At 66.3% G+C, this 20,692-nt stretch carries 19 protein-coding genes; 13 read left to right on the plus strand and 6 right to left on the minus strand.

Annotated elements, in window-relative coordinates; genetic code table 11:
* From ACMUOO_RS11190 to ACMUOO_RS11200, 3 genes are all read right to left on the minus strand, one after another.
* On the minus strand, positions 1 to 337 hold a 337-nt coding region (locus tag ACMUOO_RS11190; protein WP_413855254.1), incomplete at its 3' end, for a hypothetical protein.
* A gap of 78 nt (positions 338 to 415) precedes the next feature.
* Positions 416 to 1,180 carry a TylF/MycF/NovP-related O-methyltransferase gene (locus ACMUOO_RS11195; protein ID WP_301920070.1) on the minus strand — a complete coding sequence of 255 codons (765 nt, stop codon included), beginning with the start codon at positions 1,178 to 1,180 and terminating at the stop codon, positions 416 to 418.
* 192 nt (positions 1,181 to 1,372) lie between these two features.
* Entirely contained in the window at positions 1,373 to 2,800 is a 1,428-nt protein-coding gene (locus tag ACMUOO_RS11200; protein ID WP_301920069.1) for an oligosaccharide flippase family protein, read from the minus strand.
* A gap of 267 nt (positions 2,801 to 3,067) precedes the next feature.
* Between ACMUOO_RS11200 and ACMUOO_RS11205 the strand changes: the two genes are divergently transcribed.
* Positions 3,068 to 4,123: an NAD-dependent epimerase/dehydratase family protein gene (locus ACMUOO_RS11205; protein WP_301920068.1), complete on the plus strand. Its 1,056-nt coding sequence runs from the start codon at positions 3,068 to 3,070 to the stop codon at positions 4,121 to 4,123.
* Between the two features lie 103 nt (positions 4,124 to 4,226).
* On the opposite strand, the gene ACMUOO_RS11210 is transcribed toward ACMUOO_RS11205, so the two are convergent.
* The 3 genes from ACMUOO_RS11210 to ACMUOO_RS11220 are packed head-to-tail and all read right to left on the minus strand — an operon-like array spanning position 4,227 to position 8,314.
* Positions 4,227 to 5,630: an arylsulfotransferase family protein gene (locus ACMUOO_RS11210; RefSeq protein WP_301920067.1), complete on the minus strand. Its 1,404-nt coding sequence runs from the start codon at positions 5,628 to 5,630 to the stop codon at positions 4,227 to 4,229.
* Between the two features lie 43 nt (positions 5,631 to 5,673).
* On the minus strand, positions 5,674 to 7,071 hold the full coding sequence (locus tag ACMUOO_RS11215) for an arylsulfotransferase family protein (RefSeq protein WP_301920066.1): 1,398 nt from the start codon (positions 7,069 to 7,071) through the stop codon (positions 5,674 to 5,676).
* A 28-nt stretch (positions 7,072 to 7,099) separates the two neighbouring features.
* Positions 7,100 to 8,314, minus strand: a complete 1,215-nt coding sequence (locus tag ACMUOO_RS11220) for a hypothetical protein (RefSeq protein WP_301920065.1) — start codon at positions 8,312 to 8,314, stop codon at positions 7,100 to 7,102.
* Between the two features lie 395 nt (positions 8,315 to 8,709).
* Between ACMUOO_RS11220 and acsA the strand changes: the two genes are divergently transcribed.
* The 12 genes from acsA (at position 8,710) to trpB (ending at position 20,337) form a co-directional block, all read left to right on the plus strand.
* On the plus strand, positions 8,710 to 10,431 hold the full coding sequence (gene acsA, locus ACMUOO_RS11225) for an acetate--CoA ligase (protein ID WP_301920064.1): 1,722 nt from the start codon (positions 8,710 to 8,712) through the stop codon (positions 10,429 to 10,431).
* Positions 10,428 to 12,422, plus strand: coding sequence for a pyruvate dehydrogenase (acetyl-transferring) E1 component subunit alpha (pdhA, locus tag ACMUOO_RS11230; protein WP_301920063.1), 1,995 nt, complete (start codon positions 10,428 to 10,430; stop codon positions 12,420 to 12,422). The genes acsA and pdhA overlap by 4 nt, the downstream gene beginning before the upstream one ends.
* On the plus strand, positions 12,419 to 13,603 hold the full coding sequence (locus ACMUOO_RS11235) for a dihydrolipoamide acetyltransferase family protein (protein ID WP_301920062.1): 1,185 nt from the start codon (positions 12,419 to 12,421) through the stop codon (positions 13,601 to 13,603). The genes pdhA and ACMUOO_RS11235 overlap by 4 nt, the downstream gene beginning before the upstream one ends.
* Entirely contained in the window at positions 13,600 to 13,848 is a 249-nt protein-coding gene (locus ACMUOO_RS11240; RefSeq protein WP_301920061.1) for an acyl carrier protein, read from the plus strand. The genes ACMUOO_RS11235 and ACMUOO_RS11240 overlap by 4 nt, the downstream gene beginning before the upstream one ends.
* Before the next feature lie 114 nt (positions 13,849 to 13,962).
* Positions 13,963 to 14,553, plus strand: a complete 591-nt coding sequence (locus ACMUOO_RS11245) for a (d)CMP kinase (protein WP_413855262.1) — start codon at positions 13,963 to 13,965, stop codon at positions 14,551 to 14,553.
* A 45-nt stretch (positions 14,554 to 14,598) separates the two neighbouring features.
* On the plus strand, positions 14,599 to 15,126 hold the full coding sequence (locus ACMUOO_RS11250; RefSeq protein ID WP_301920087.1) for a glutathione peroxidase: 528 nt from the start codon (positions 14,599 to 14,601) through the stop codon (positions 15,124 to 15,126).
* 222 nt (positions 15,127 to 15,348) lie between these two features.
* Entirely contained in the window at positions 15,349 to 17,031 is a 1,683-nt protein-coding gene (rpsA, locus tag ACMUOO_RS11255) for a 30S ribosomal protein S1 (protein ID WP_413855259.1), read from the plus strand.
* Positions 17,032 to 17,321: 290 nt separating this feature from the next.
* On the plus strand, positions 17,322 to 17,603 hold the full coding sequence (gene ihfB / locus ACMUOO_RS11260) for an integration host factor subunit beta (RefSeq protein ID WP_301918284.1): 282 nt from the start codon (positions 17,322 to 17,324) through the stop codon (positions 17,601 to 17,603).
* 9 nt (positions 17,604 to 17,612) lie between these two features.
* Entirely contained in the window at positions 17,613 to 17,975 is a 363-nt protein-coding gene (locus ACMUOO_RS11265; protein WP_367891188.1) for a lipopolysaccharide assembly protein LapA domain-containing protein, read from the plus strand.
* Between the two features lie 27 nt (positions 17,976 to 18,002).
* Complete coding sequence (locus ACMUOO_RS11270) at positions 18,003 to 18,647, plus strand: phosphoribosylanthranilate isomerase (RefSeq protein WP_301918285.1); 645 nt, start codon at positions 18,003 to 18,005, stop codon at positions 18,645 to 18,647.
* Positions 18,644 to 19,090: a GNAT family N-acetyltransferase gene (locus ACMUOO_RS11275; RefSeq protein WP_301918286.1), complete on the plus strand. Its 447-nt coding sequence runs from the start codon at positions 18,644 to 18,646 to the stop codon at positions 19,088 to 19,090. Before ACMUOO_RS11270 ends, ACMUOO_RS11275 begins: the two co-directional genes overlap by 4 nt.
* Before the next feature lie 14 nt (positions 19,091 to 19,104).
* The gene (gene trpB, locus ACMUOO_RS11280) at positions 19,105 to 20,337 is read left to right on the plus strand and encodes a tryptophan synthase subunit beta (RefSeq protein ID WP_301918287.1); all 1,233 of its coding nucleotides are present in this window, start codon (positions 19,105 to 19,107) and stop codon (positions 20,335 to 20,337) included.
* Positions 20,338 to 20,692 lie beyond the last annotated feature (355 nt).

Raw genomic sequence — 20,692 nt, forward strand, 5'->3', positions numbered from 1 at the left:
CGCCGACAGCGGCCAGCATGGCGGGGGACAGCCCGCCCGCCGACAGCCGGAAGTGCTGGAACCACAACGGATCCTTCAGCGCGAGCTGGGCGGCGAAACCCGCCAGGAAGAGCGCGGCCATGAGACCCGCCGATTGCCAGCGGGTCCAGAGACCGAGTCCGAAGGGCAGGATTGCGAGGCCGAGCGTGGCAATCCACCAGTACTCGATGCCGCGCAGCGCACCGCCGTTCAGATAGCCCGACGCCCCGATGGCGAGGACGGCCAGCGACACCGCGATCGCCAGGACGCGGCTCGTCGCCCGAAGAAGGTCCGACCCGGCGAGACTGCGTGCCTGCATGTTCTGTTCACCCCGTTCCGTCTTTCGCGTGCTTCAAGGGCATCGGCCGTCCCCTGACCCCGTGGATCGATCCGAGATCTACCGGCCGACCCTCACGACCACGAAGAGCTTGCGGATCAGCGGTCGCTCACCCCAGGAGAAGAGTTGCGCGCAGGCGACGTCGTACTTCTCCATGATCTCCTTGTGCGCGCGGCTTTCGCCGGCCGTCCAGAGTTCGGTGTCGCCCCAGTCGTCGTAGCCGATCAGCGTTCCGGGGCCGATCAGCTTGTGCGAGAAGAGGAAATTCAGGACATCCATCGTGCTGTTGTAGAGATCGGCGTCAATGTCCACATAGGCCGCCGGCTTGAACGTGCCGTTCGCGACAAGTTCGGGCTTCAGCGTCTCGGAGAACCAGCCGGGATGGATCATCCGCTGGTCCTCGGTCACGCCAAGCTCGCCGAGCCGCCGCTCCAGCCCCGAGAGCGGCGAGGCGAAGGCGCCCACGTCCCAGACCGCCGGGACCTCGATGCCGGGGTCCTCGGGCGGAAGACCCTGGAAGGAATCGAAGAGGTGCAGGTACGGCATCTTGCTCGTCAGGCTCTGATATCCTTCGAGCAGGCCGTGAACTGTGCCGCCATGTGCGACGCCGAAACAGTAGGCCTGCTTGCCGCCAGCCGCCGAGTCAAAGCGCTCCAGGTAACGCGGAACGAGATAGCGCCAGGAATGGATGCCGTTGACCATCTCCGCCTTCTCGGAAGGGCTGAGGTCGATGTCGATCGTTTCAAGAAGCCGCTCCAGCGGCCAGCGGCGGGCGACGGCGACCCATTTCACCAGGAATGACTTCTTGCGAATCCAATGAAGCATCGTCTCTCGTCCTTCTCGCGGACGCGTGCGCCGGTCAATCCGGCGCCGCGATCCCCGTGTTTCAAATCGCAACGGCGCGGTCCGGCATGGGCCCGCAAATCCACGGATCGGCCATAGCAGATTTATCGCGTCAGGCCTATCGGCAGGAAACACTGTCGCCGTTCGGGAAGCAGTGCGCGGCGTCAGGCAGGATCATGCCCGCACGTAGCTCTTCAGCCGCGCGAAGGTGCCCGGCATGAAACCGACGACGGCGATCAGCGCCATGGCCACGCCGATCAGGACGGCCAGTGCGACGTAGGCGATATCGTCGATCCGCCCGAGGGCGAGCAGGCGCCAGAGTGCCACGACGAGGCCCATCGCCACGGTCACGATTGCGGGCGACCGGAGCGCATGGGCGAACCCCCGGGCAGGTATCGCTTCCGGCGCAAGCGCCGCGCGCGTGCAGAGCGGCAGCACAAGCACGGCGCGCAATGCGACGGCCGCGGCCGCCGCGACCGCCCCGAAGGGGCTGGCCAACCCGACCAGGATGATGCCGAGAGCAGCCTCGATCGCAATCACGCCGAGGTATGCGTCCACCCGGTCGAGCGCCAGGAGATATGCTTCCTGCGTTGCCGTCAGCGCCATCGCGGCGCCCGCGACGCAAAGGAACGGAATGATGTGGCCGGCGGCGTCCCATTCCGGTCCGAGAAGCACCCGTGTCAGCGGGAAGGCGACCAGCGCCAGTCCGGCGAGCGAGACGAAGCCGGCGAAGGCCGAAAGCTCCGTCAGGTCGAGGAAGAAGCCAGAGGTGCGGCCCGTCTGGCGGCGCAGTTCGGCGATCGCAGATTGCGCGACACCCTGGATGACCCTGACCGAGACCTTGATCACGATCTCGACGAGTCGGGCCGAGAAGGCAAAGAGACCCGCGGCCCGCGGATCGGCGAATATGCCCAGCATGACGGTCGGGGTCTGGTTCACCACGAGCGTCCAGGTCCTGAGCTTGAGCACGCGCGGGCCGAGACCGCGGATGAGGCCGAACTCGGCGCGGGTGGGAAGGCGGCGCGGCCACCAGCGCGCGCCGAGGATCGCGAGGACGCTGTTGATGCCAAGCTCCGCAAGGCGCTGGCCGACGAGGCTCCAGGCGCCGTAGCCGTTCATGGCCATCGCGATTCCCACGAGCCCGCCGAGCGTCACGCCGACAATGGTCCGGATTGCGAGGGTTTTGTATTCCATTCGGCGACGCAGCAATGCGGTCGAGACCCCACCGAGGCCGATCATCAGCACGGCCGGACTGACAGTTGTCAGCAGTGGCGCGACGGAGGGCTGCCCGTAGAGTTTCGCCACGACCTGCGCCAGGCCCATAAGCGCGACCATGATGGCGGTGGCGATGCCCGTCAGCGCGAAGAACGTCGCCTCGAGCCGACCGTCTTCGAGCGATTCCCGCTCGATGATGGCCTCGGTGATCGTGTCGCGGACAAGAAATTCTCCAAGGAAAAGAAAGGCAAAGGCCATTGATGCGATGCCGAAGCTTTCGACGCCGATGATCCGTGCGATGACGAGGAAGATCAGGGCCGCTGCCGCCTGTTCCATCCAGGCCGCGGCTGCGCTCCAGGCTGCGGCGGTGGAGAATTCTCGTTTCATCGGGCGCTTCTCACCAGCATCTTGACGGGTTCGGTCCGGCGGCTTCCTGTGCGAACCGGGTGTGAACGCCCGTTCTCCGGCATCAGTCGAAAGCCGAATGCACCCTTGCCTGTCAACCAGAATCGTTGACGAATAGCCGAGGCCACGAGAAACATGTCGCCGCATTGGCCGGACTCCCGGCGTGCTGCGCGGTTTGAAATCAAGACCCTGACCGAGGCGCCAACCAAGTCGCGCCATCGGTCTATTGAACAGATTGGAGAGGATACGTTGGACTGGTCTTCAAAGAACGTACTCGTCACGGGCGGCTGCTCCTTCATCGGCTCGCACCTGGTCGAGGGCCTCGTGCGCCGCGGGGCGCGGGTAAGGGTTGCCGACGATCTCTCCAGCGGTATCCGGGAGAACATCGATCAGGTGATGAAGACCGGCAAGGTCGAGTTCGACGAGGTCGATCTGCTCGACCCGCGCACGGCTGCGAAGGCCGTCGCCGACATGCAGGTGGTCTTTCACCTCGCCGCCACCCATGGCGGGCGGGGCTACATCAGCACGCATCAGGCGGCCTGCTCGACCAACCTCGCGCTGGACAGCATCATGACCCGCGAGGCGTATCGGGCCGGCGTGGAGCATTTCACCTTCGCATCGTCGGGTTGCGTCTACCCGACCAGCCTGCAGAGCGATCCGAGCGAGATCCTCTACCTTACCGAGGATCTGGTGAAACCGCCCTACGAGGCCGACGACCTTTATGGTTGGGCCAAGCTGATGGCGGAGCTGGCGCTCAGGGCCTATCACGAGGAATACGGCATGAAGTGCGCCTCCGTGCGCTACTTCACCGCCTACGGTCCGCGCTGCCCCACGAACCACGCGGTCGTCGCGATGATCGCCCGCGCGTTCCTGCGGCAGGACCCCTTCGTCGTCTGGGGCACCGGCGAACAGATCCGCAACTGGACCTATGTCAGCGACATCGTGGAGGGCACGATCCGCGCCGCCGAACGCATCGAGGACGGCACCGCGGTCAACCTCGGCACGATGGAGCGCACATCGGTCATCCAGTGCGCCCAGATGATCCTTGAGCGCACCGGACTGAAAGCCGGGATCGAGCGTGACCTGAGCAAGCCGACCGGCCCCTACAACCGGGTCTGCGACAACAGCCTGGCAAAGAAGCTGCTGGGATGGGAGCCGGAGGTGCCGTTCTCCGAGGGGCTGGACCGGACCATCCGCTGGTATTTCGACTATCACGACCGCGACGACGTGGCCTCGGATTTCGAGCAGTCGCTGACCGGCCGCGGCTTCGAGAAGACCAGCAAGAAGGCGGCAAGCGCGGCCTAGGCGAGCCGCCGGCGGACCGCCTGCTTCCCGAGCGGCCCGAACGCCCTTCGCCGGCGTTGCGGGCCGCGTGCTTCTGCTGTGCCCGGGACGTGGCCGCGTGCGGCTAGTTGCATTTCGCAGCCTTCCACCGCGTCTTCAGCCTGTCGCCTTCCGCGCGTGTCAGGTAGCGGCTCCATCCCAGATGGTAGATCAACCCGTTCTTTTTCGCGCGGTTGATGTGCTCGACGGCCAGTTCGCCCTTGGGCGTAAAGATCAGGGTCCGGCCCGACTCGGACTCGTCCACGTAGTAGTGCCCGTCCGGCAGGACGGTGAAAAGGCCGCCCGCTTCGTTCCTGAAGTCGTTCGCCGCCAGAACCTTTGCATAGGGGCTGGAAACCGTGTCGGTGGCGAAGTCGTAGTAGATGATGTCGCTGCGGCCGTTGACGAATTCCCCGTCGCCGAAGTTCAGCGCGTTGTTGTTGAAGACGGCGATGGTGGTGCTGTCGATCACGTCGACGTCATGCTGCGAGACCCAGGGCCCCGACTTCCACCACAGGATCTTGTCCGTGGAGGGGCGGATGAGCATGATCGTCGAAGGATGGCGCAGGCTGACGAAGATGTCGCCGCGCTTCCAGTAGGGTCCGTCCTCGAATACCGGCTGAACGTCGTTGAGGTGGAGAGGGTCGCCATAGAACTTGTGTGCCCCTAGGATCAGGAACCCGAGCCCCTGGTCGAGCATCATCTTCGTCACCGAGCGATGGTAAAGCACCTTGCCCTCGGCAGAGAACTCCACGATCGAGGGATCGTAGAAGGTTGGAGCCAATCCCCGGACCTCCTGCGGACGGACGAAACCCGATGTCCAGAAATTGCCGTCCGGTCCGGGTTCGGTCGTGTGATGATAGAATTCGTCGTCGAGAATCCACACCGGATCGCCGCACGGAGTCATCCTGACCATCGGGCTTTCCTGGGCTTTCACGAGCAGATCGCCGTTGTCGAGCGGCACGGGGTGGACGGCCTGGAAGCGCCGCGGGTTCAGCCAGCTGCTGACGGACCGGCCGGACGACGAAGATGCACCCGCGAAAAGCCTTTCGGGGTCGACATCTATGCGGTGCACCGTCTCGCCGGCCTTGAGGTCCACGAGTTCGAAGACATGGTGGCCGACATCGCCATCGTGACGGCTGAACAGGAGATATCCGTCCAGCCCGCTTTCGAGCCGCACGTCGAAGAACGTCCATCCCTGCTTTCCGGGAAAGCGGTCGGAATGCTCGGTCGCCATCCCGGCCAGGTCGTCCTGCATCATCATCCGGAATGCACGCGCCGCCTCGGACGGCAGGGCCGCCAGACCGTAGGCGAGATTACCCATCCGTCCGAACTGATCTCTCCCGAGCGCGCGCTCGCGCACGATGGCGCCGAACGACCAGCCGCCAAGCAAGAGTGCCGCGACCAGAAGCACGACGACCCGGACCGCGATGCGCCGCGAGGCAATTGCCTCGATGCGCCGGCCGATCGATCCCAGGACAGAATCCATGCCGAAGTCCCTTCTCCCGCTGCGTTGTGCCGTCAATCCGTTGTCATGGCGCAACCGGACGACTGGCGCAGCTTCGCCCAAGCTCCGCAATCCGCTGTCGGTCGAGGCCGGCGGGAAGCCGCAGGCCGCCGAGCACCATGCCAAGCAGGCCCTCGGCGATTCCCCTGTCGAGGACGTTGTTGTATTCCCAGGCCAGTTTTCCGTCGGGGGTCAGTTCGAAGACGCGCCCCCAGCGCGCCTCCGTCACGAGAAGATTGCCGTTCGGCAGCCATTGATGCTTGCCCATGATGTCGCTGAAGAAAGGCACCTCCTTGCTGCCCTGGAAGAAGACCCTTTCGCTCTTGTCCCGCGCGTTCAGGATGACGATCCTGCTGAACACGTCCGCCGGTCGCTCGCGCCTGTTCATGTCGCTTTTGACGACCGCATGGTTGTCGAAGAGCGAGATTTCGTCCCCGCTGATGAAATCGGGATCGTGCTGCATCACGAAGGATCCGGTATAGGCGTACTTGATCTTCCGTGTCGCCCTGTTGAACACGATGACCGTGTTCAGGTTGCGGAGCGAGACGAGGATGTCGCCTGGCCCGAAGACCCCCGGCTTCAAGTCGGCAGGAAAGATTTCGGCATCGTTCAAGTGGAGCAGGTCGTTGTCGCCGAAATGCAGTCCGAACGGCGCGTGCGCGGCCAGATAATAAAGACCGCCCAGCCCGTTTTCGAGCAGAAGGTCGTTGACGGAAATGCGTTCCAGCACCTTGCCCTGGGCGCTGACGAACGTCACGTACTCGCGGAAGGTCTCCACGTTGCCGAATTCGTCCTTATGGCCGGGTTCGGCCACGTAGTCCTGTTCGGAGACGATGAATCCCCCGTCTCCGTCTCGCTCCACCGAGTGATGCGTGAAGGCCGGCAAGCGCCAGACCGGATTGCCGCAGTAATCGAGGCGGATGAGTCCGAACGGCTCGAAGTTGAACACGATGTCACCCTTCGAAGTGATCACCAGACCGTGGATCTCGCCGCCCGGGTCGGCCTTTGGGCGGTCGCGTTCAGGGATGTGGTCCGTCTCCGGCCAAAGCGCAAAGATGTCGATCACCCACTGGTGCAGGACGGTGCCTTCATTGTCGATGATGCGGATAGCCATCTTCCGGTCTTCATCGATGCCGTAGACGAGAACCGGCGCCTTGCTGACGGCACCGGGCAGGTAGGTATGGGTCTCGGGCACGCTTTCGGCCGGACGCCGGTAGAAGAACCAGCCGTCCTCGGGCTTGACCTGGCCGCGAATGAGGGTGAGGCCCTTTTGCGCCTGGATCAGGACGGCGTGCAACTGCGGATAGGGGAAAAGGTCGTTGCGATGCGCAAGGACGCCGTAGAGCCAGATCGCGAAGCCGACGGCGACCGCGAACAGGATTGCAGCGATGCGGTCCGAGTTCAGTGCCTTAAACCTCTGCATCACCCGTGGCATCATTTCGGTCCTTCCGTCAACTTCCGCGCGGCGCGTAGCCGAAGCACAGTCCGCCGAGTTTCCGCAACAGCCAGTCGAACCCGTCGGATACGAACCGCTTGCTGAATACCGGCGCGCGCGCTGCGAATTCGGTGGCGCCGGTCCTCGTGTTGATCGACCGTCCCTTCCCCTTGCCGACCCTGATCTCGCTCCCGTCGATGGACACCACCGGATCGAGCGCGAGACCTTTGCGCGCGACGATACTCCAGATTCTCGCAGCCAGCCATATCAGCGGCGCCGCGATCAGCCGGGCCGGCCGGCTCCTGGCGATCATCGGCTGCTCTGCGTAGTTGAGGTCGAGGAACGGCAGGTCCCGGTTCAGCACCAGCGCCATCTCGCCCACTGCCGCGTGGCACTTGATGAGGTGGCGGCACCGCGACAGGAGCAGCATGTCGCACAGCACCTCGCCGCCGCGCGCCGCCTTCTTGTCCTGACGGTTGAAACTGTTGTCGTCGGAATCGCTCAGCGATATCTCCGAGTACGAGATGACGTGATCGGGATAGGCCGCCTCGAGAACCTTCAGCCATTGCCGCTGATCGGTGGCCACGAAGATCCGCGTGCAGTCTGGATGGGCAGCCAGATAGCGGTCGATGTGCGGGAAATACTCCTCGGGCACGATCTTGCGGGAAAGGTTGGGCCCGACGCCGAAATCGAACTTGTCCGAGCCGCGCAGCTGCAGGCCGAGCGTATGATCGGCGAACTTCGCCGCGGCGAAGGCTTCCACCTGCGCCAGGATCGAACGGCGGAAGCGGATCGTGCCGTCGGACAGGAACGGCCGCGCGCGGTCCCTTTGCTCCTGCCACCAGGTTTCGGGATAGGGGCCGTCGGCCCGGTTCACGACGCTGCGGTAATAGCCGAAGGGGTTCATGTACCAGCTTTCCGGCTCCCAGCGAAAGAGGCGCTGAAGTTCGGACGCGGTGGACAGCGTCAGGACCCGGCCGCCGGCGACGAGCCTTTCGAGGTCCTGCCCGGACACGCCGATCGGCTCGAAGTAGTAGTCCCACACATTGCCGCCCTGTTCGGCATCGAAATACGGGTTGGGCCCGCCGAACATGTTGCTGCGCTGGTGCAGGTACACGATGGGAACCAGGCCCGTGCGGCGGGCGAACTGCAATTGCGTCACGACGCCGTTGATTTGCGCGATCAAGCCGTCGGACGTATTGCAGATCAGGAGATAGCGCTCTTCGGTCATCTGGCTTTCATATGCTCCAAGGCCTGGCGGCACGCTCGTCGGCTGGATCGAGTCAATCGGCCGGGCGGTTGATCACGCGCATATCCCGATGCCCGTAAGTGGCTGCATTCAGCGCGGAAAAATATCGTGGGCAGAGGGACTTGCCGTCAAGCCCGAAACGGAGGGCCGGGTTAAGGCGCGGCCGGACCGATGCGCGCGGGCCGCATCGGGTCCGGTGCGCGGGCGTGGAGGTCCCTCCGCCTGCGGCATCCGTCATCGTTCCGCGCCGCCACCGCGACGCAGTTCGGGGACCGCGCGGCGGGTAGCGCAGCGGTCGCGGATGACCTGCGTCAATGACCTGGTCGGACTTTGTGTCCACTCTGATCCGGGCAGCGCCCGGTGCGGAGGAGGACGAGATGTGCCACGACGTCATCCGCAAGACGCCGACCGACACTCCGTCGCTCCGGATGCAGACCGGCTGGGTTGCTGCGCGTGCGCGTCTCGAGGGCCTGCCAGGCGGCGGCATCAACATCGCTCACGAGGCGGTCGACCGACACGTTGCAGCAGGCCATGGGGAGCAGCCGGCGCTCGTCTGGCTCGGCCGCGAGGGCGAACGGCGTGTCCTCAGCTACGCGGACCTAGCGGCTCAGGCAGCGCGTTTTGCCCATGTGCTTCGGCAAAACGGCATCGGCCGGGGCGAGCGGATCTTCTTGCTTGCCGGCCGGGTGCCGGACATCTACGCCGCGACACTCGGGGCCTTGAAGGCGGGGGCGGTGGTCAGCCCGCTGTTCGCCGCCTTCGGGCCCGAACCCGTTCGGGCACGGATGGAAATCGGCGGGGCGAGCGTTCTTGTCACGACCGAGGTGCAGTATCGCCGGAAGGTGGCCGAATGGCGCGCGACGATGCCGTCGCTGAAGCTCATCCTCATCCTCGGCGACACGGCGCCCGAGGGTTGCGTCGCGCTCGGCCCCGCGATGGCCGCCATGCCCGATGTGTTCGAGACCGTGCGGACGGGCTCCGAGGACATGGCGCTGCTGCATTTCACGTCCGGAACGACAGGGCTGCCGAAGGGCGTGGTGCATGTCCACGATGCGGTGGTCGCCCATGCCGAGACCGGGCGCATCGCGCTCGACCTCAGGCCCGGCGACATCTACTGGTGCACCGCCGATCCGGGCTGGGTGACGGGGATGAGCTACGGCATCGTCTCGCCCCTCTGCAACCGGGTGACGATGGTCGTGGACGAGGCCGAGTTCGAGCTCGACCGATGGTACGCGATCCTGGAACGCGAGCGCGTCGCGGTGTGGTACACCGCGCCGACGGCGATCCGCATGATGATGCGGGCGGGGGGCGAGGCCGCGCGGGGGCGCGACTTTTCGGCCCTGCGGTTCCTCGCCAGCGTCGGCGAGCCACTGAACGCCGAATGCGTGATCTGGGGACAGGAGATATTCGGCCGCCCGTTCCACGACAACTGGTGGCAGTCGGAAACCGGCGGCATCATGATCGCCAACACCGCCCCCATGGACATAAAGCCGGGCTCGATGGGCAAGCCCCTGCCGGGGGTCGAGGCCGGCATCGTCTCGCACGAGGACGGAGAGGTGAGGGTGCTGCCCGACGGCGCGATCGGCGAGCTGGCCCTCAGGCCCGGCTGGCCGTCGATGATGCGCGCCTATCTGGGCCAGCCCGAGCGCTATGCGAAGTGCTTCGCGGGGGGGTGGTATCTGACCGGCGATCTGGCGATGCGGGATTCCGACGGCTACTACTGGTTCGTCGGCCGTGCTGATGACCTCATCAAGTCCTCCGGCCACCTGATCGGACCCTTCGAGGTTGAAAGCGCGCTGATCGAACACCCCGCGGTCGCAGAGGCCGCGGTGATCGGCATCCCCGACGAGACCGCCGGCGAGGTGGTGAAGGCCTTTGTCACGCTGAAGGCCGGGTTCGAGCCGGACGAGGCGCTCGAACGCGAGCTTCGCGGCCATGCGCGCAAGCGGCTTGGTCCCGCTGTCGCGCCGCGCGAGATCGTCTTCCGCGAAAGCCTTCCGCGCACCCGCTCTGGCAAGATCATGCGGCGGCTCTTGCGCGCGCGGGAACTCGGCCTGCCCGAGGGCGATCTGTCCACGTTGGAGGGGAACGCCAGATGACCGGCAAGGTGAAACTGGACCATGACCATGTCCGTGCGCTCCTGCGCGGGATGATCCGCATCCGCCGCTTCGAGGAAAAGTGCTACGAACTCTACACGCAGGAGAAAATCCGCGGCTTCCTGCATCTTTACGACGGCGAGGAGGCCGTGGCCGTGGGCGTCGCCGCGGCGCTGGAACCGCGCGACCGCGTCGTGTCCACCTACCGCGAGCACGGCCATGCCCTTGCCCGCAGCGTCAGCATGGAATCCGCGCTGGCCGAGATGTACGGCAAGGCGACCGGCTGCGCCGGCGGTCGCGGCGGGTCGATGCATTTCTTCGATGCCGAGACCAACCTCTACGGCGGCAACGCGATCGTCGGTGGCGGTCTGCCACTTGCGGCGGGGCTGGGGCTCGGCGACAGGATGCAGGGGCGGGACTGCGTGACGGCCTGCTTCTTCGGCGAAGGCGCACTGGCCGAAGGCGAGTTCCACGAAGCGATGAACCTCGCCGCGCTCTGGAAGCTGCCGGTCCTCTTCGTGCTGGAAAACAACCTCTACGCCATGGGCTCGGCGGTGGCGCGGGTGCAGGCGAACACCGATTTCGTGCCCCGCGCCGCCAGCTACGGACTGCCGGCCGAAAGCGTCGACGGCAACGATGTGGTGGCAGTCGAAGCGGCGGCCCGGCGGCTGGTCGGGGCGATCCGGACGGGCGGCGGCCCGCAGTTCCTGGAATGCCGAACCTACCGCACGCGGCCCCATTCGATGTTCGACGCCGAGAAATACCGCGACAAGGCCGAGGTGGCGGAGTGGCGCAAGCGCTCTCCAATCACGCGGTTCCAGGGCTGGCTTCTCGACAACGGCCTGATGCATCAGGAGCAGATCGACGCCATCGAGGCCGAGGTCGAGGCGCAGGTCCGCAACGCCGTCGCGGCGTGCGAGCAGGCGCCGTGGGAGCCGGTCGAGGACCTTGCCCGCCATGTCGTCGCCGAGGTCCGCCCGGCGCCGCCCGTGCCGGTGGCACCCGGCAAGCTCGTGGAAAGCACCTATCGCGACTGCTGCCGGCAGGCCGTGACCGACGCGCTCCTGCGCGACGAGCGGGTGTTCATGATGGGCGAGGATATCGGCGCCTATGGCGGCTGCTACGCCGTGTCGATGGGCCTCCTTCAGGAATTCGGCCCCGAACGGATCCGCGACACTCCGCTTTCCGAAGGGGGGTTCACCGGGGCGGGGATCGGAGCGGCGCTGGCCGGGATGCGGCCGATCGTGGAGATCATGACGGTCAACTTCTCGCTCCTCGCGCTCGACCAGATCCTCAACACCGCTGCAACCCTTCGCCACATGTCGGGCGGTCAGTTCGGCGTACCTCTCGTGATCCGCATGGCGACGGGGGCCGGGCGGCAGCTTGCCGCCCAGCATTCGCACAGCCTCGAGAATTTCTATGCACATATTCCCGGGCTCCGGGTCGTCGCCCCGGCGACGCTCGAGGATGCGCGGGGGATGCTCTGGACCGCCCTGGAGGAACCCGACCCGGTGATCGTCTTCGAACATGTCATGCTTTACAACATGGCGGGACGGCTGCCGGACAATGCAGGCCCCGTCGATATAGACCGCGCGGCGGTCCGCCGCCCGGGCCGGGACGTGACCCTGATCGCCTGGTCCTACAGCCTGTGGAAGGCGCTCGAGGCCGCCGAGGCGCTGGCGAAGGACGGGATCGAGGCCGAGGTCATCGACCTGCGCTCCCTCCGTCCGATCGACGACGAAACCGTCTTCGCGTCGATCCGGCGCACCCGGCGGGCCGTCGTGGTGGACGAGGGCTGGCGGACGGGGTCGCTTTCGGGCGAAATTGCCGCGCGGGTGCAGGAAGCGTGTTTCTGGCACCTCGACGCGCCGGTCGCCCGCGTCTGTTCGGCCGAGGTGCCGGTGCCCTATCCGAAGCACCTCGAGACCGCGGTCCTGCCGCAACCCGCCGGCATCGTCGCGGCGGTGAAGTCGCTGCCCGGGATCGCGCGATGACTGATTTCAAGATGCCTTCGCTCGGTGCCGACATGGAGGCGGGCAAGCTTGCCCAATGGCTGGTCGCCCCGGGCGACAAGGTCGCGCGCGGCGATGTCGTGGCGGTGGTCGAGACCCAGAAGGGCGCGATCGAGATCGAATGTTTCGATGCGGGCGAGGTCGCCGAACTGGTGGCCAAGGTTGGACAGACCCTGCCCGTCGGTGCGCTTCTGGCGCGGATCGGTTCGCCTGGCGCGGCGGAAGCCGGCACTGTGCCGCCCGCCGCGCCTGCACCGACCGGGCAAGCGGCACCGATCCCTGGCCCGGAGCCGGTGTTTGCCCAGGCACCCCAACCCAGCGTCGAACCGGGCGCCATCCTCGCCTCGCCGGCCGCCAAGGCACGCGCCGCAGAGGCTCGCGTCGCGCTCTCCGAGGTCGCAGGTTCGGGGCCTGGCGGCGCGGTGCTGCTGGCCGATGTCGATCGTCACATCGCCGCCCGGCCCGCCGCGCCGCCAACGGCCAAGCCGGGGCTCGACATGGCAGAGATGCGCCGTGCAATCGCCGCCGCCATGACACGGTCCAAGCGCGAGATCCCGCATTACTACCTGAGCCACGAGATCGACCTTCAGACGGCACAGGACGGGCTTGCCGCGCTGAACGCCACCCGGACACCCGACCGCCGGCTGCTGATGGGTGCGCTACTGGTTCGCGCCGCCGTGCGTGCGTTGGACAAGGTCCCCGAGCTGAATGGCCGCTACGAGGCAGGGACGGCCCCGGCCCGGTCTGAGGCGGTGCATTGCGGGGTCGCCGTATCCCTGCGCGGCGGCGGTCTCATCGCCCCCGCCATCCTTGACGCGGCGACGAAGGATACCGACGCGCTCATGGCGGCGATGCGCGATCTCGTCGCGCGGGCGCGCGCGGGGCGTCTCAGGATGAGCGAGATAACGCAGGGAACGATCACGGTCTCGAGCCTCGGCGAGAGCGGCGTTGACGCGCTCTTCGGCGTGATCTTTCCGCCGCAGGTGGCGCTCGTGGGTTTCGGCACGCCGAGGGTGCGGCCGATGATAAGGGACGGCGGGGTGGCGGCGCGTCTCGCGGTGACCGTCAGCCTCGCCGCCGACCACCGCGTGAGCGACGGCCGCCGCGGCGCGCTGTTCCTTGCCGAGATCGACCGCCTTCTGCAGGAGCCGCTGACCCCATGACCCGGAACGAAATCCGCGCCGCATTCCTCGCCGATATGACCGAAGTCGCGCCGGATCTCGATCCCGCGGCGATCGGTGAGACGGATCGGTTTCAGGACGATCTCGGCCTCGACTCGATGGACTTCCTGAACCTCGTCAGCGCACTGCACAAGCGCTTCGGCCTGCCGATCCCCGAGGCGGACTATTCGCGGCTCGTGACCCTAGCCATGGCTCTGGACTATCTGGAGGAGGCGCTGGGACCGTGAGCGGTCGCGCGCCGCGCCGGGGTGGGACACGCAGCTTGCAGGTATCGCCTCCGGCGGCCCACATGTTTGACCGGCGCCGGTGGCTGCGCTATGGCGCGGCAAACGGGGGCGGCGATGATCTTCACGGTGGCGATCGACGGACCGGCGGCGGCGGGGAAGGGGACGATTTCCCGCGCGGTCGCGGCGCATTTCGGCTTTGCCCATCTCGATACCGGGCTACTTTACCGCGCGGTCGGAGCGAAGGGCGGCGATCCGGTGGAGGCCGCGCGAAACCTGACCGAAGGCGATCTTGGGCGCGATGATCTGAGGACGCTGGAAGCCGGACAGGCCGCAAGCCGGGTCGCCGTCATCCCCGAGGTGCGCGCCGCACTCGTCACCTTTCAGCGGGGCTTCGCCCGGCGCGAGGGTGGCGCGGTGCTCGACGGGCGCGACATCGGCACGGTGATCTGCCCCGAGGCGGAGGTGAAGCTTTTCGTCACCGCCAGCGCGCAAGTCCGTGCCCACCGCCGCTGGCTGGAAGTGGGCGGCGACGAGGCGCAGGTGCTGGCCGAGGTGATCGAGCGGGACAAGCGGGACGCGGATCGGGCGGTGTCGCCGTTGAAGGCGGCCGAGGATGCGTTGGTGCTCGACACGAGCGCGATGACAATCGACGCGGCGGTGGCGGCGGCGGTCGCCGAAGTGCGCCGCAGACTCGCAAAGGAGTGATCCGGCGCGGCGCCCTGGACGTAGTATCTTCAAACGGAGGTTGCGATGCTGCGTTTCATCCTTGCGACACTGACAACGTCCCTGACGGCCCTCGGTCCGGCCCTCGCCGCTCCGCCCGATGTCCCTTTCGCCTCGATCGATGGTGGCGACCTTTCGCTGAGCGACTGGGCGGGCAAGCCGGTCCTGGTGGTCAATACCGCGTCGCTCTGCGGATTCACCCCTCAGTACGAGGGCTTGCAGAAGCTCTACGACACCTACCGCGATCGCGGGCTCGTCGTTCTCTCGGTGCCGTCCGACGATTTCAGGCAGGAACTCGGCTCCAACGGTGAGGTGAAGGATTTCTGCGAGCTGACCTACGGGCTCGACCTGCCGATGACCGAGATAACCCATGTGCGGGGTGCCGCGGCGCATCCGTTCTACGCGTGGTTGCGCGACAAGGAGGGCTTTGTCCCGGCCTGGAACTTCAACAAGGTGCTGATCTCCGGCGAGGGCGAGGTGGTGGCGACCTACGGGTCGACAGTGACCCCCCTGTCGCGCAAGCTCACGGGCGACATCGAGGCGCTGCTCGACTGACTTTCAGACCAATGCGCCCGTCGCGCTTGCAAACCGGGCGAGGGGGCACTATACGCCGCCTGTCGAACGGGCCGTGAGAGCCAGGGACATCCGAGGACGCGCAGGGTCGGGATCACGCCGGCCCTTTGCTGTTTTCGGCCGCCTCTGCCCCGCGCGACGGAGAAAAGACCGGCGGAGCCAACCGCATGGCCAGAAACACGTTGCAAAGGAAACTGAACACGCATGTGCGCTAAAGCCACGATGGAGGAATTCGAAGCCCTCCTCAAAGAAAGCTTCGAGATCGACACCCCGGACGAGGGGTCTGTCGTCAAGGGCAAGGTCATCGCCATCGAGGCGGGCCAGGCCATCATCGACGTCGGCTACAAGATGGAAGGCCGTGTCGATCTCAAGGAATTCGCAAATCCCGGCGAACAGCCCGACATCGCGGTCGGCGATGAGGTCGAGGTCTATCTCGACCGCGTCGAGAACGTCCGCGGCGAAGCGGTGCTGAGCCGCGAGAAGGCCCGCCGCGAAGAGGCCTGGGACCGTCTCGAAGAGGCCTATGCCAAGGAAGAGCGCGTCGATGGCGCCATCTTCGGTCGCGTCAAGGGCGGCTTCACGGTCGATCTCGGCGGTGCGGTCGCGTTCCTGCCCGGTTCGCAGGTCGATGTCCGGCCGGTGCGCGACGCCGGCCCGCTCATGGGGCTCAAGCAGCCGTTCCAGATCCTCAAGATGGACCGCCGCCGCGGCAACATTGTCGTGTCGCGTCGTGCGATCCTCGAAGAGTCCCGGGCCGAGCAGCGCGCCGAAGTCATCGGCAATCTCTACGAGGGCCAGGTGGTCGACGGCGTGGTCAAGAACATCACCGAATACGGTGCGTTCGTCGATCTCGGCGGCGTCGACGGTCTTCTCCACGTCACCGACATGGCGTGGCGCCGCGTGAACCATCCTTCGGAAATCCTGAACATCGGCGAGACCGTGAAGGTCCAGGTGATCAAGATCAACAAGGAAACCCACCGCATCTCGCTCGGCATGAAACAGCTTCTCTCCGACCCGTGGGATTCGGTCGAGGCGAAGTTCCCGATCGGCTCGGTCCACAAGGGCCGCGTCACCAACATCACCGACTACGGCGCCTTCGTGGAGCTGGAGCCGGGGGTCGAGGGGCTCGTCCACGTCTCGGAAATGTCCTGGACCAAGAAGAACGTCCATCCCGGCAAGATCGTCTCCACGAGCCAGGAAGTCGACGTCATGGTGCTGGAGATCGACCAGTCCAAGCGCCGCGTGTCGCTCGGCCTGAAGCAGACCATGCGCAACCCGTGGGAAGTCTTCGCGGAAACCCACCCCGTCGGCAAAGTCATCGAGGGCGAAGTCAAGAACATCACCGAATTCGGTCTGTTCGTCGGCCTCGAGAACGATATCGACGGGATGGTGCACCTCTCCGACCTCAGCTGGGACCAGCGCGGCGAAGAGGCGATCCAGAACTACCGCAAGGGCGACGTGGTCAAGGCCGCCGTCACCGAGGTGGACACCGAGAAGGAGCGCATCTCGCTCTCCATCAAGGCGCTCGATGCCGACACCTTCTCGGACGCCGTCGACGGCGTTAAGCGCGGCTCGGTCATCACCGTGACCGTTACCGCGATCGAGGACGGCGGGATCGAGGTGGAGTACAGCGGCGCGAAGTCGTTCATCCGCCGCTCGGACCTCGCCCGCGACCGCGCCGACCAGCGGCCCGAGCGTTTCCAGGTGGGCGACCATGTGGACGTGCGGGTGACCAACATCGATCCGAAGACCCGCAAGCTGGGCCTGTCGATCAAGGCGCGCGAGATCGCCGAAGAGAAGGAGGCCGTGGAACAGTACGGCTCGTCCGACTCCGGCGCCTCGCTCGGCGACATCCTCGGCGCCGCGCTGAAGGGCTCGAAGAGCTGAGATCGCGACATGCGGTCCGGAACGGCCCCGCCCTGTGCGGGGCCGTTCTGCCTTTGCCGAATCGCTCCTGCGCCGCCGGTCGCGGGGCGCGATCGGAACCCGCAGCCCCCGGCGATGCTGCGTTGCAGTATCCCGGATGCTGCGCAAAGCGCCGGTCCGGCCGCCCCTCTCACGCAGAATTCCCCGCCTTTCCAATGGCTTTCCTGTTTGAGGCCGCGCCGAATGCGCCTATAGTCGTCGCACAACAACGCGGCCGCCATCCGGGGACGGCACGCACAGGGGGGCTCCGAATGATCCGGTCCGAACTCATTCAGAAGATCGCCGACGAGAATCCGCACCTTTACCAGCGCGACGTCGAGCGGATCGTGAACACGATCTTCGAAGAGATCATCGAGTCGCTGGCGCGCGGCGACCGGGTCGAGCTCAGGGGGTTCGGCGCGTTTTCGGTGAAGAAGCGCGACGCCCGCACCGGCCGCAATCCGCGCACCGGCGAGTCCGTCTCGGTCGAGGAAAAGCATGTGCCCTTTTTCAAGACCGGAAAGCTCTTGCGGGACAGGCTGAACGGGGGGTAATCCTCCGCCATGATCCGCTTTCTCCGCCTCTTCTTTCTCGCGCTGCTGGCCATCGTTCTCGTGGCCGTGGCCTCGGCCAATCTGCAGGTTGTGACGCTGCGGCTCTTGCCGGCCGAAATGGACGCCTTCCTTGGCCTGAGCTGGTCCGTCGAGGTGCCGCTGTTCCTCGCGATCTTCGCGGGGATCGTCGCCGGACTTGGCATCGGCTTTGTCTGGGAGTGGTTCCGCGAGGCGAAGCACCGCACCGCCGCAACCGAGCACCGGCGCGAGGCAGGGCGGCTGGAGCGCGAGGTGAAGCGGTTGAAGGATTCCCGCCCCGAGCCCGAAGACGAGGTTCTGGCGATCCTCGAAGGCCGCGGCACCGGCCGCTGACCGTCCGTGCCCGGGGTGGAACCTGCGATGTCCGTTCGCGTGAAGATCTGCGGCCTGAAAGAGCCCGCCCACGTCGCGGCCGCAATTGCGGCAGGGGCGGCATACCTGGGCTTCGTCTTCTTTCCGAAATCGCCCCGCCACCTTGCCATCCCCGCAGCCGCGGCGCTCGCCGCCGAGGTGCCGCCGGGCGTGGCCAAGGTGGCCCTGACGGTGAACGCGACGGATGCCGAACTTGATGCGATCACGGGGGCGGTGGCGATGGACATGCTGCAACTCCACGGTGCCGAAAGCCCGGAACGTGTGGCCGAGGTGCGCGGACGCTACGGCCTGCCGGTGATGAAGGCCGTGGGCATCGCCGAGGAGGCCGATCTCGCCCTGATCCAGACCTACGGGCGGATCGCGGATCAGCTTCTGATCGACGCCAGGCCGCCGAAGGGCGCGGCGCTGCCGGGCGGCAACGGACTTGCTTTCGACTGGCGGCTGGTCGCGCGGAAATACTGGCCCTGCCCCTGGATGCTCGCTGGCGGGCTGACGCCAGAAAACGTCGCCGCGGCGATCCGTCTGACCGGCGCGCGGCAGGTCGATGTGTCTTCCGGCGTGGAAAGCGCGCCCGGCGTGAAGGACGAAGCGCTCATCCGCGCGTTCATCGCGGCCGCCAGGGGCGGGGCATGATCCGCTTCCGCGAGGCGCGGCGCGAGGATGTGCCGGCCGTTGTGGGCCTGCTGGCCGACGATGCGCTGGGCGCAGCGCGCGAGGGCACCGACAGCGCGCCCTACCTGGCCGCCTTCGACGCGATGCAGGCAGAGGCCGGAAACATCCTGATCGTGGGCGAGGAGGCGGGGCGGGTCGTCGCCACCTACCAGATCACGTTCATCTCGGGCCTTTCGCTTCGCGCCAGTCGCAGGGCGCAGGTGGAATCCGTGCGGGTTGCGGCGGACCTCAGGGGCCGCGGAGTCGGCGCGGCGATGATGGCCGACGCCGAGGCGCGCGCGCGGGCGGCGGGCTGCCGGGTGATCCAGCTTACCTCGAACGCCGGGCGCACCCGCGCGCGCGCCTTCTACGAACGCATCGGCTTTACCCCATCGCACATTGGCTTTAAACGCGATCTGTCCTGAGAGGAGCCGCGAAAATGCCAGACGACCGCATCAATTCCTATCGGACCGGTCCCGACGAGCGCGGCCGGTTCGGCGACTTCGGCGGGCGCTTCGTGTCGGAAACGCTGATGCCGCTCATCCTGGACCTGGAGGCCGAGTACGAGAAGGCCAAGACCGACCCGACGTTCTGGGCCGAGATGGACTGGCTCTGGAAGCATTATGTCGGCCGCCCCTCGCCGCTCTATTACGCCGAGCGGCTGACAAGCCACCTCGGCGGCGCGAAAATCTACATGAAGCGCGACGAGCTGAACCATACCGGCGCCCACAAGATCAACAACGTGCTCGGCCAGATCATCCTCGCCCGCCGCATGGGCAAGACAAGGATCATCGCCGAGACGGGCGCCGGCCAGCATGGCGTGGCGACGGCCACGGTCTGTGCCAAGTTCGGCCTGAAATGTGTGGTCTACATGGGTGCCCACGACGTCGAGCGGCAGGCGCCGAACGTTTTCCGGATGCGGCTTCTCGGGGCGGAGGTGCACCCCGTCACCTCGGGGCGCGGCACCTTGAAGGACGCGATGAACGACGCGCTCAGGGACTGGGTGACGAACGTGCGCGACACCTTCTACTGCATCGGCACGGTGGCGGGCCCGCATCCCTATCCGGCGATGGTGCGCGACTTCCAGTCGATCATCGGCAAGGAGGTGCGCTGGCAACTGGCCGAGCAGGAAGGCGCGGGGCGCCTTCCCGATACGCTCGTCGCCGCCATCGGCGGCGGGTCGAACGCGATGGGGCTCTTCTTCCCCTTCCTCGACGACCCGTCCGTCCGCATCATCGGCGTCGAGGCCGGCGGCAAGGGCGTGGACGCGCGGATGGAGCACTGCGCCAGCCTGACCGGCGGCCGTCCCGGTGTGCTGCACGGGAACCGGACCTATCTCTTGCAGGATGCTGACGGGCAGATCCTCGAAGGTTTCTCGATTTCGGCCGGGCTCGACTATCCCGGCATCGGTCCGGAACATTCGTGGCTGCACGAAACCGGACGCGCGCAATACGTGTCGATCACCGACAAGGAGGCGCTGGAGGCGTTCAAGCTTTCTTGCGCCATGGAGGGGATCATCCCGGCGCTGGAACCGAGCCACGCGCTCGCCCATGTAATGAAGATCGCCCCAGAGCTGCCTGCGGACCACATCATCGTCATGAACATGTGCGGGCGCGGCGACAAGGACATCTTCACGGTGGCCAAGCACCTCGGGGTCGAGATCCGGACCTGATCCTCCCGGGCCTGCGGCCGATTCGCAGCGGTGACGAGCCCTGAGTCCAGGGACTGTTATCGACGGGGCCCTGGTACCGTGGCTGCCGCGATCCCGTCACCGGAATGCCGGATCGTCGCCCGATTGGCGCCAACGCGGGGGGGCAAAAGCCATTGGTCACGGCCATGCGCCTATCCTTTTCGCCATAAACCAGGGTTTATGCCCCTGTCTCTACGGTTTATGGCGCGAGTTGCGGAATGCTGCTCCTGTTTCCCCATACGGCGGTCCGTGCCGAGGGGGCATGTGCGGGACGCTGACAACGGCGGTAACCTGCACACTGGGGAACAGAGATGATGCACCACAAAGACCTCGCTTC

It is taken from the genome of Albidovulum sp., assembly GCF_041919395.1.
GTDB lineage: Bacteria > Pseudomonadota > Alphaproteobacteria > Rhodobacterales > Rhodobacteraceae > Albidovulum.

Excerpts from the sequence above, each read along its gene's own strand:
- ACMUOO_RS11195 (WP_301920070.1), bottom strand. The coding sequence starts at position 1,180 with ATGCTTCATTGGATTCGCAAGAAGTCATTCCTGGTGAAATGGGTCGCC.
- ACMUOO_RS11200 (WP_301920069.1), bottom strand. The coding sequence starts at position 2,800 with ATGAAACGAGAATTCTCCACCGCCGCAGCCTGGAGCGCAGCCGCGGCC.
- ACMUOO_RS11210 (WP_301920067.1), bottom strand. The coding sequence starts at position 5,630 with ATGGATTCTGTCCTGGGATCGATCGGCCGGCGCATCGAGGCAATTGCC.
- ACMUOO_RS11215 (WP_301920066.1), bottom strand. The coding sequence starts at position 7,071 with ATGCAGAGGTTTAAGGCACTGAACTCGGACCGCATCGCTGCAATCCTG.
- ACMUOO_RS11220 (WP_301920065.1), bottom strand. The coding sequence starts at position 8,314 with ATGACCGAAGAGCGCTATCTCCTGATCTGCAATACGTCCGACGGCTTG.
- acsA (WP_301920064.1), top strand. The coding sequence starts at position 8,710 with ATGTGCCACGACGTCATCCGCAAGACGCCGACCGACACTCCGTCGCTC.
- pdhA (WP_301920063.1), top strand. The coding sequence starts at position 10,428 with ATGACCGGCAAGGTGAAACTGGACCATGACCATGTCCGTGCGCTCCTG.
- ACMUOO_RS11235 (WP_301920062.1), top strand. The coding sequence starts at position 12,419 with ATGACTGATTTCAAGATGCCTTCGCTCGGTGCCGACATGGAGGCGGGC.
- ACMUOO_RS11240 (WP_301920061.1), top strand. The coding sequence starts at position 13,600 with ATGACCCGGAACGAAATCCGCGCCGCATTCCTCGCCGATATGACCGAA.
- ACMUOO_RS11245 (WP_413855262.1), top strand. The coding sequence starts at position 13,963 with ATGATCTTCACGGTGGCGATCGACGGACCGGCGGCGGCGGGGAAGGGG.
- ACMUOO_RS11250 (WP_301920087.1), top strand. The coding sequence starts at position 14,599 with ATGCTGCGTTTCATCCTTGCGACACTGACAACGTCCCTGACGGCCCTC.
- rpsA (WP_413855259.1), top strand. The coding sequence starts at position 15,349 with ATGTGCGCTAAAGCCACGATGGAGGAATTCGAAGCCCTCCTCAAAGAA.
- ihfB (WP_301918284.1), top strand. The coding sequence starts at position 17,322 with ATGATCCGGTCCGAACTCATTCAGAAGATCGCCGACGAGAATCCGCAC.
- ACMUOO_RS11265 (WP_367891188.1), top strand. The coding sequence starts at position 17,613 with ATGATCCGCTTTCTCCGCCTCTTCTTTCTCGCGCTGCTGGCCATCGTT.
- ACMUOO_RS11270 (WP_301918285.1), top strand. The coding sequence starts at position 18,003 with ATGTCCGTTCGCGTGAAGATCTGCGGCCTGAAAGAGCCCGCCCACGTC.
- ACMUOO_RS11275 (WP_301918286.1), top strand. The coding sequence starts at position 18,644 with ATGATCCGCTTCCGCGAGGCGCGGCGCGAGGATGTGCCGGCCGTTGTG.
- trpB (WP_301918287.1), top strand. The coding sequence starts at position 19,105 with ATGCCAGACGACCGCATCAATTCCTATCGGACCGGTCCCGACGAGCGC.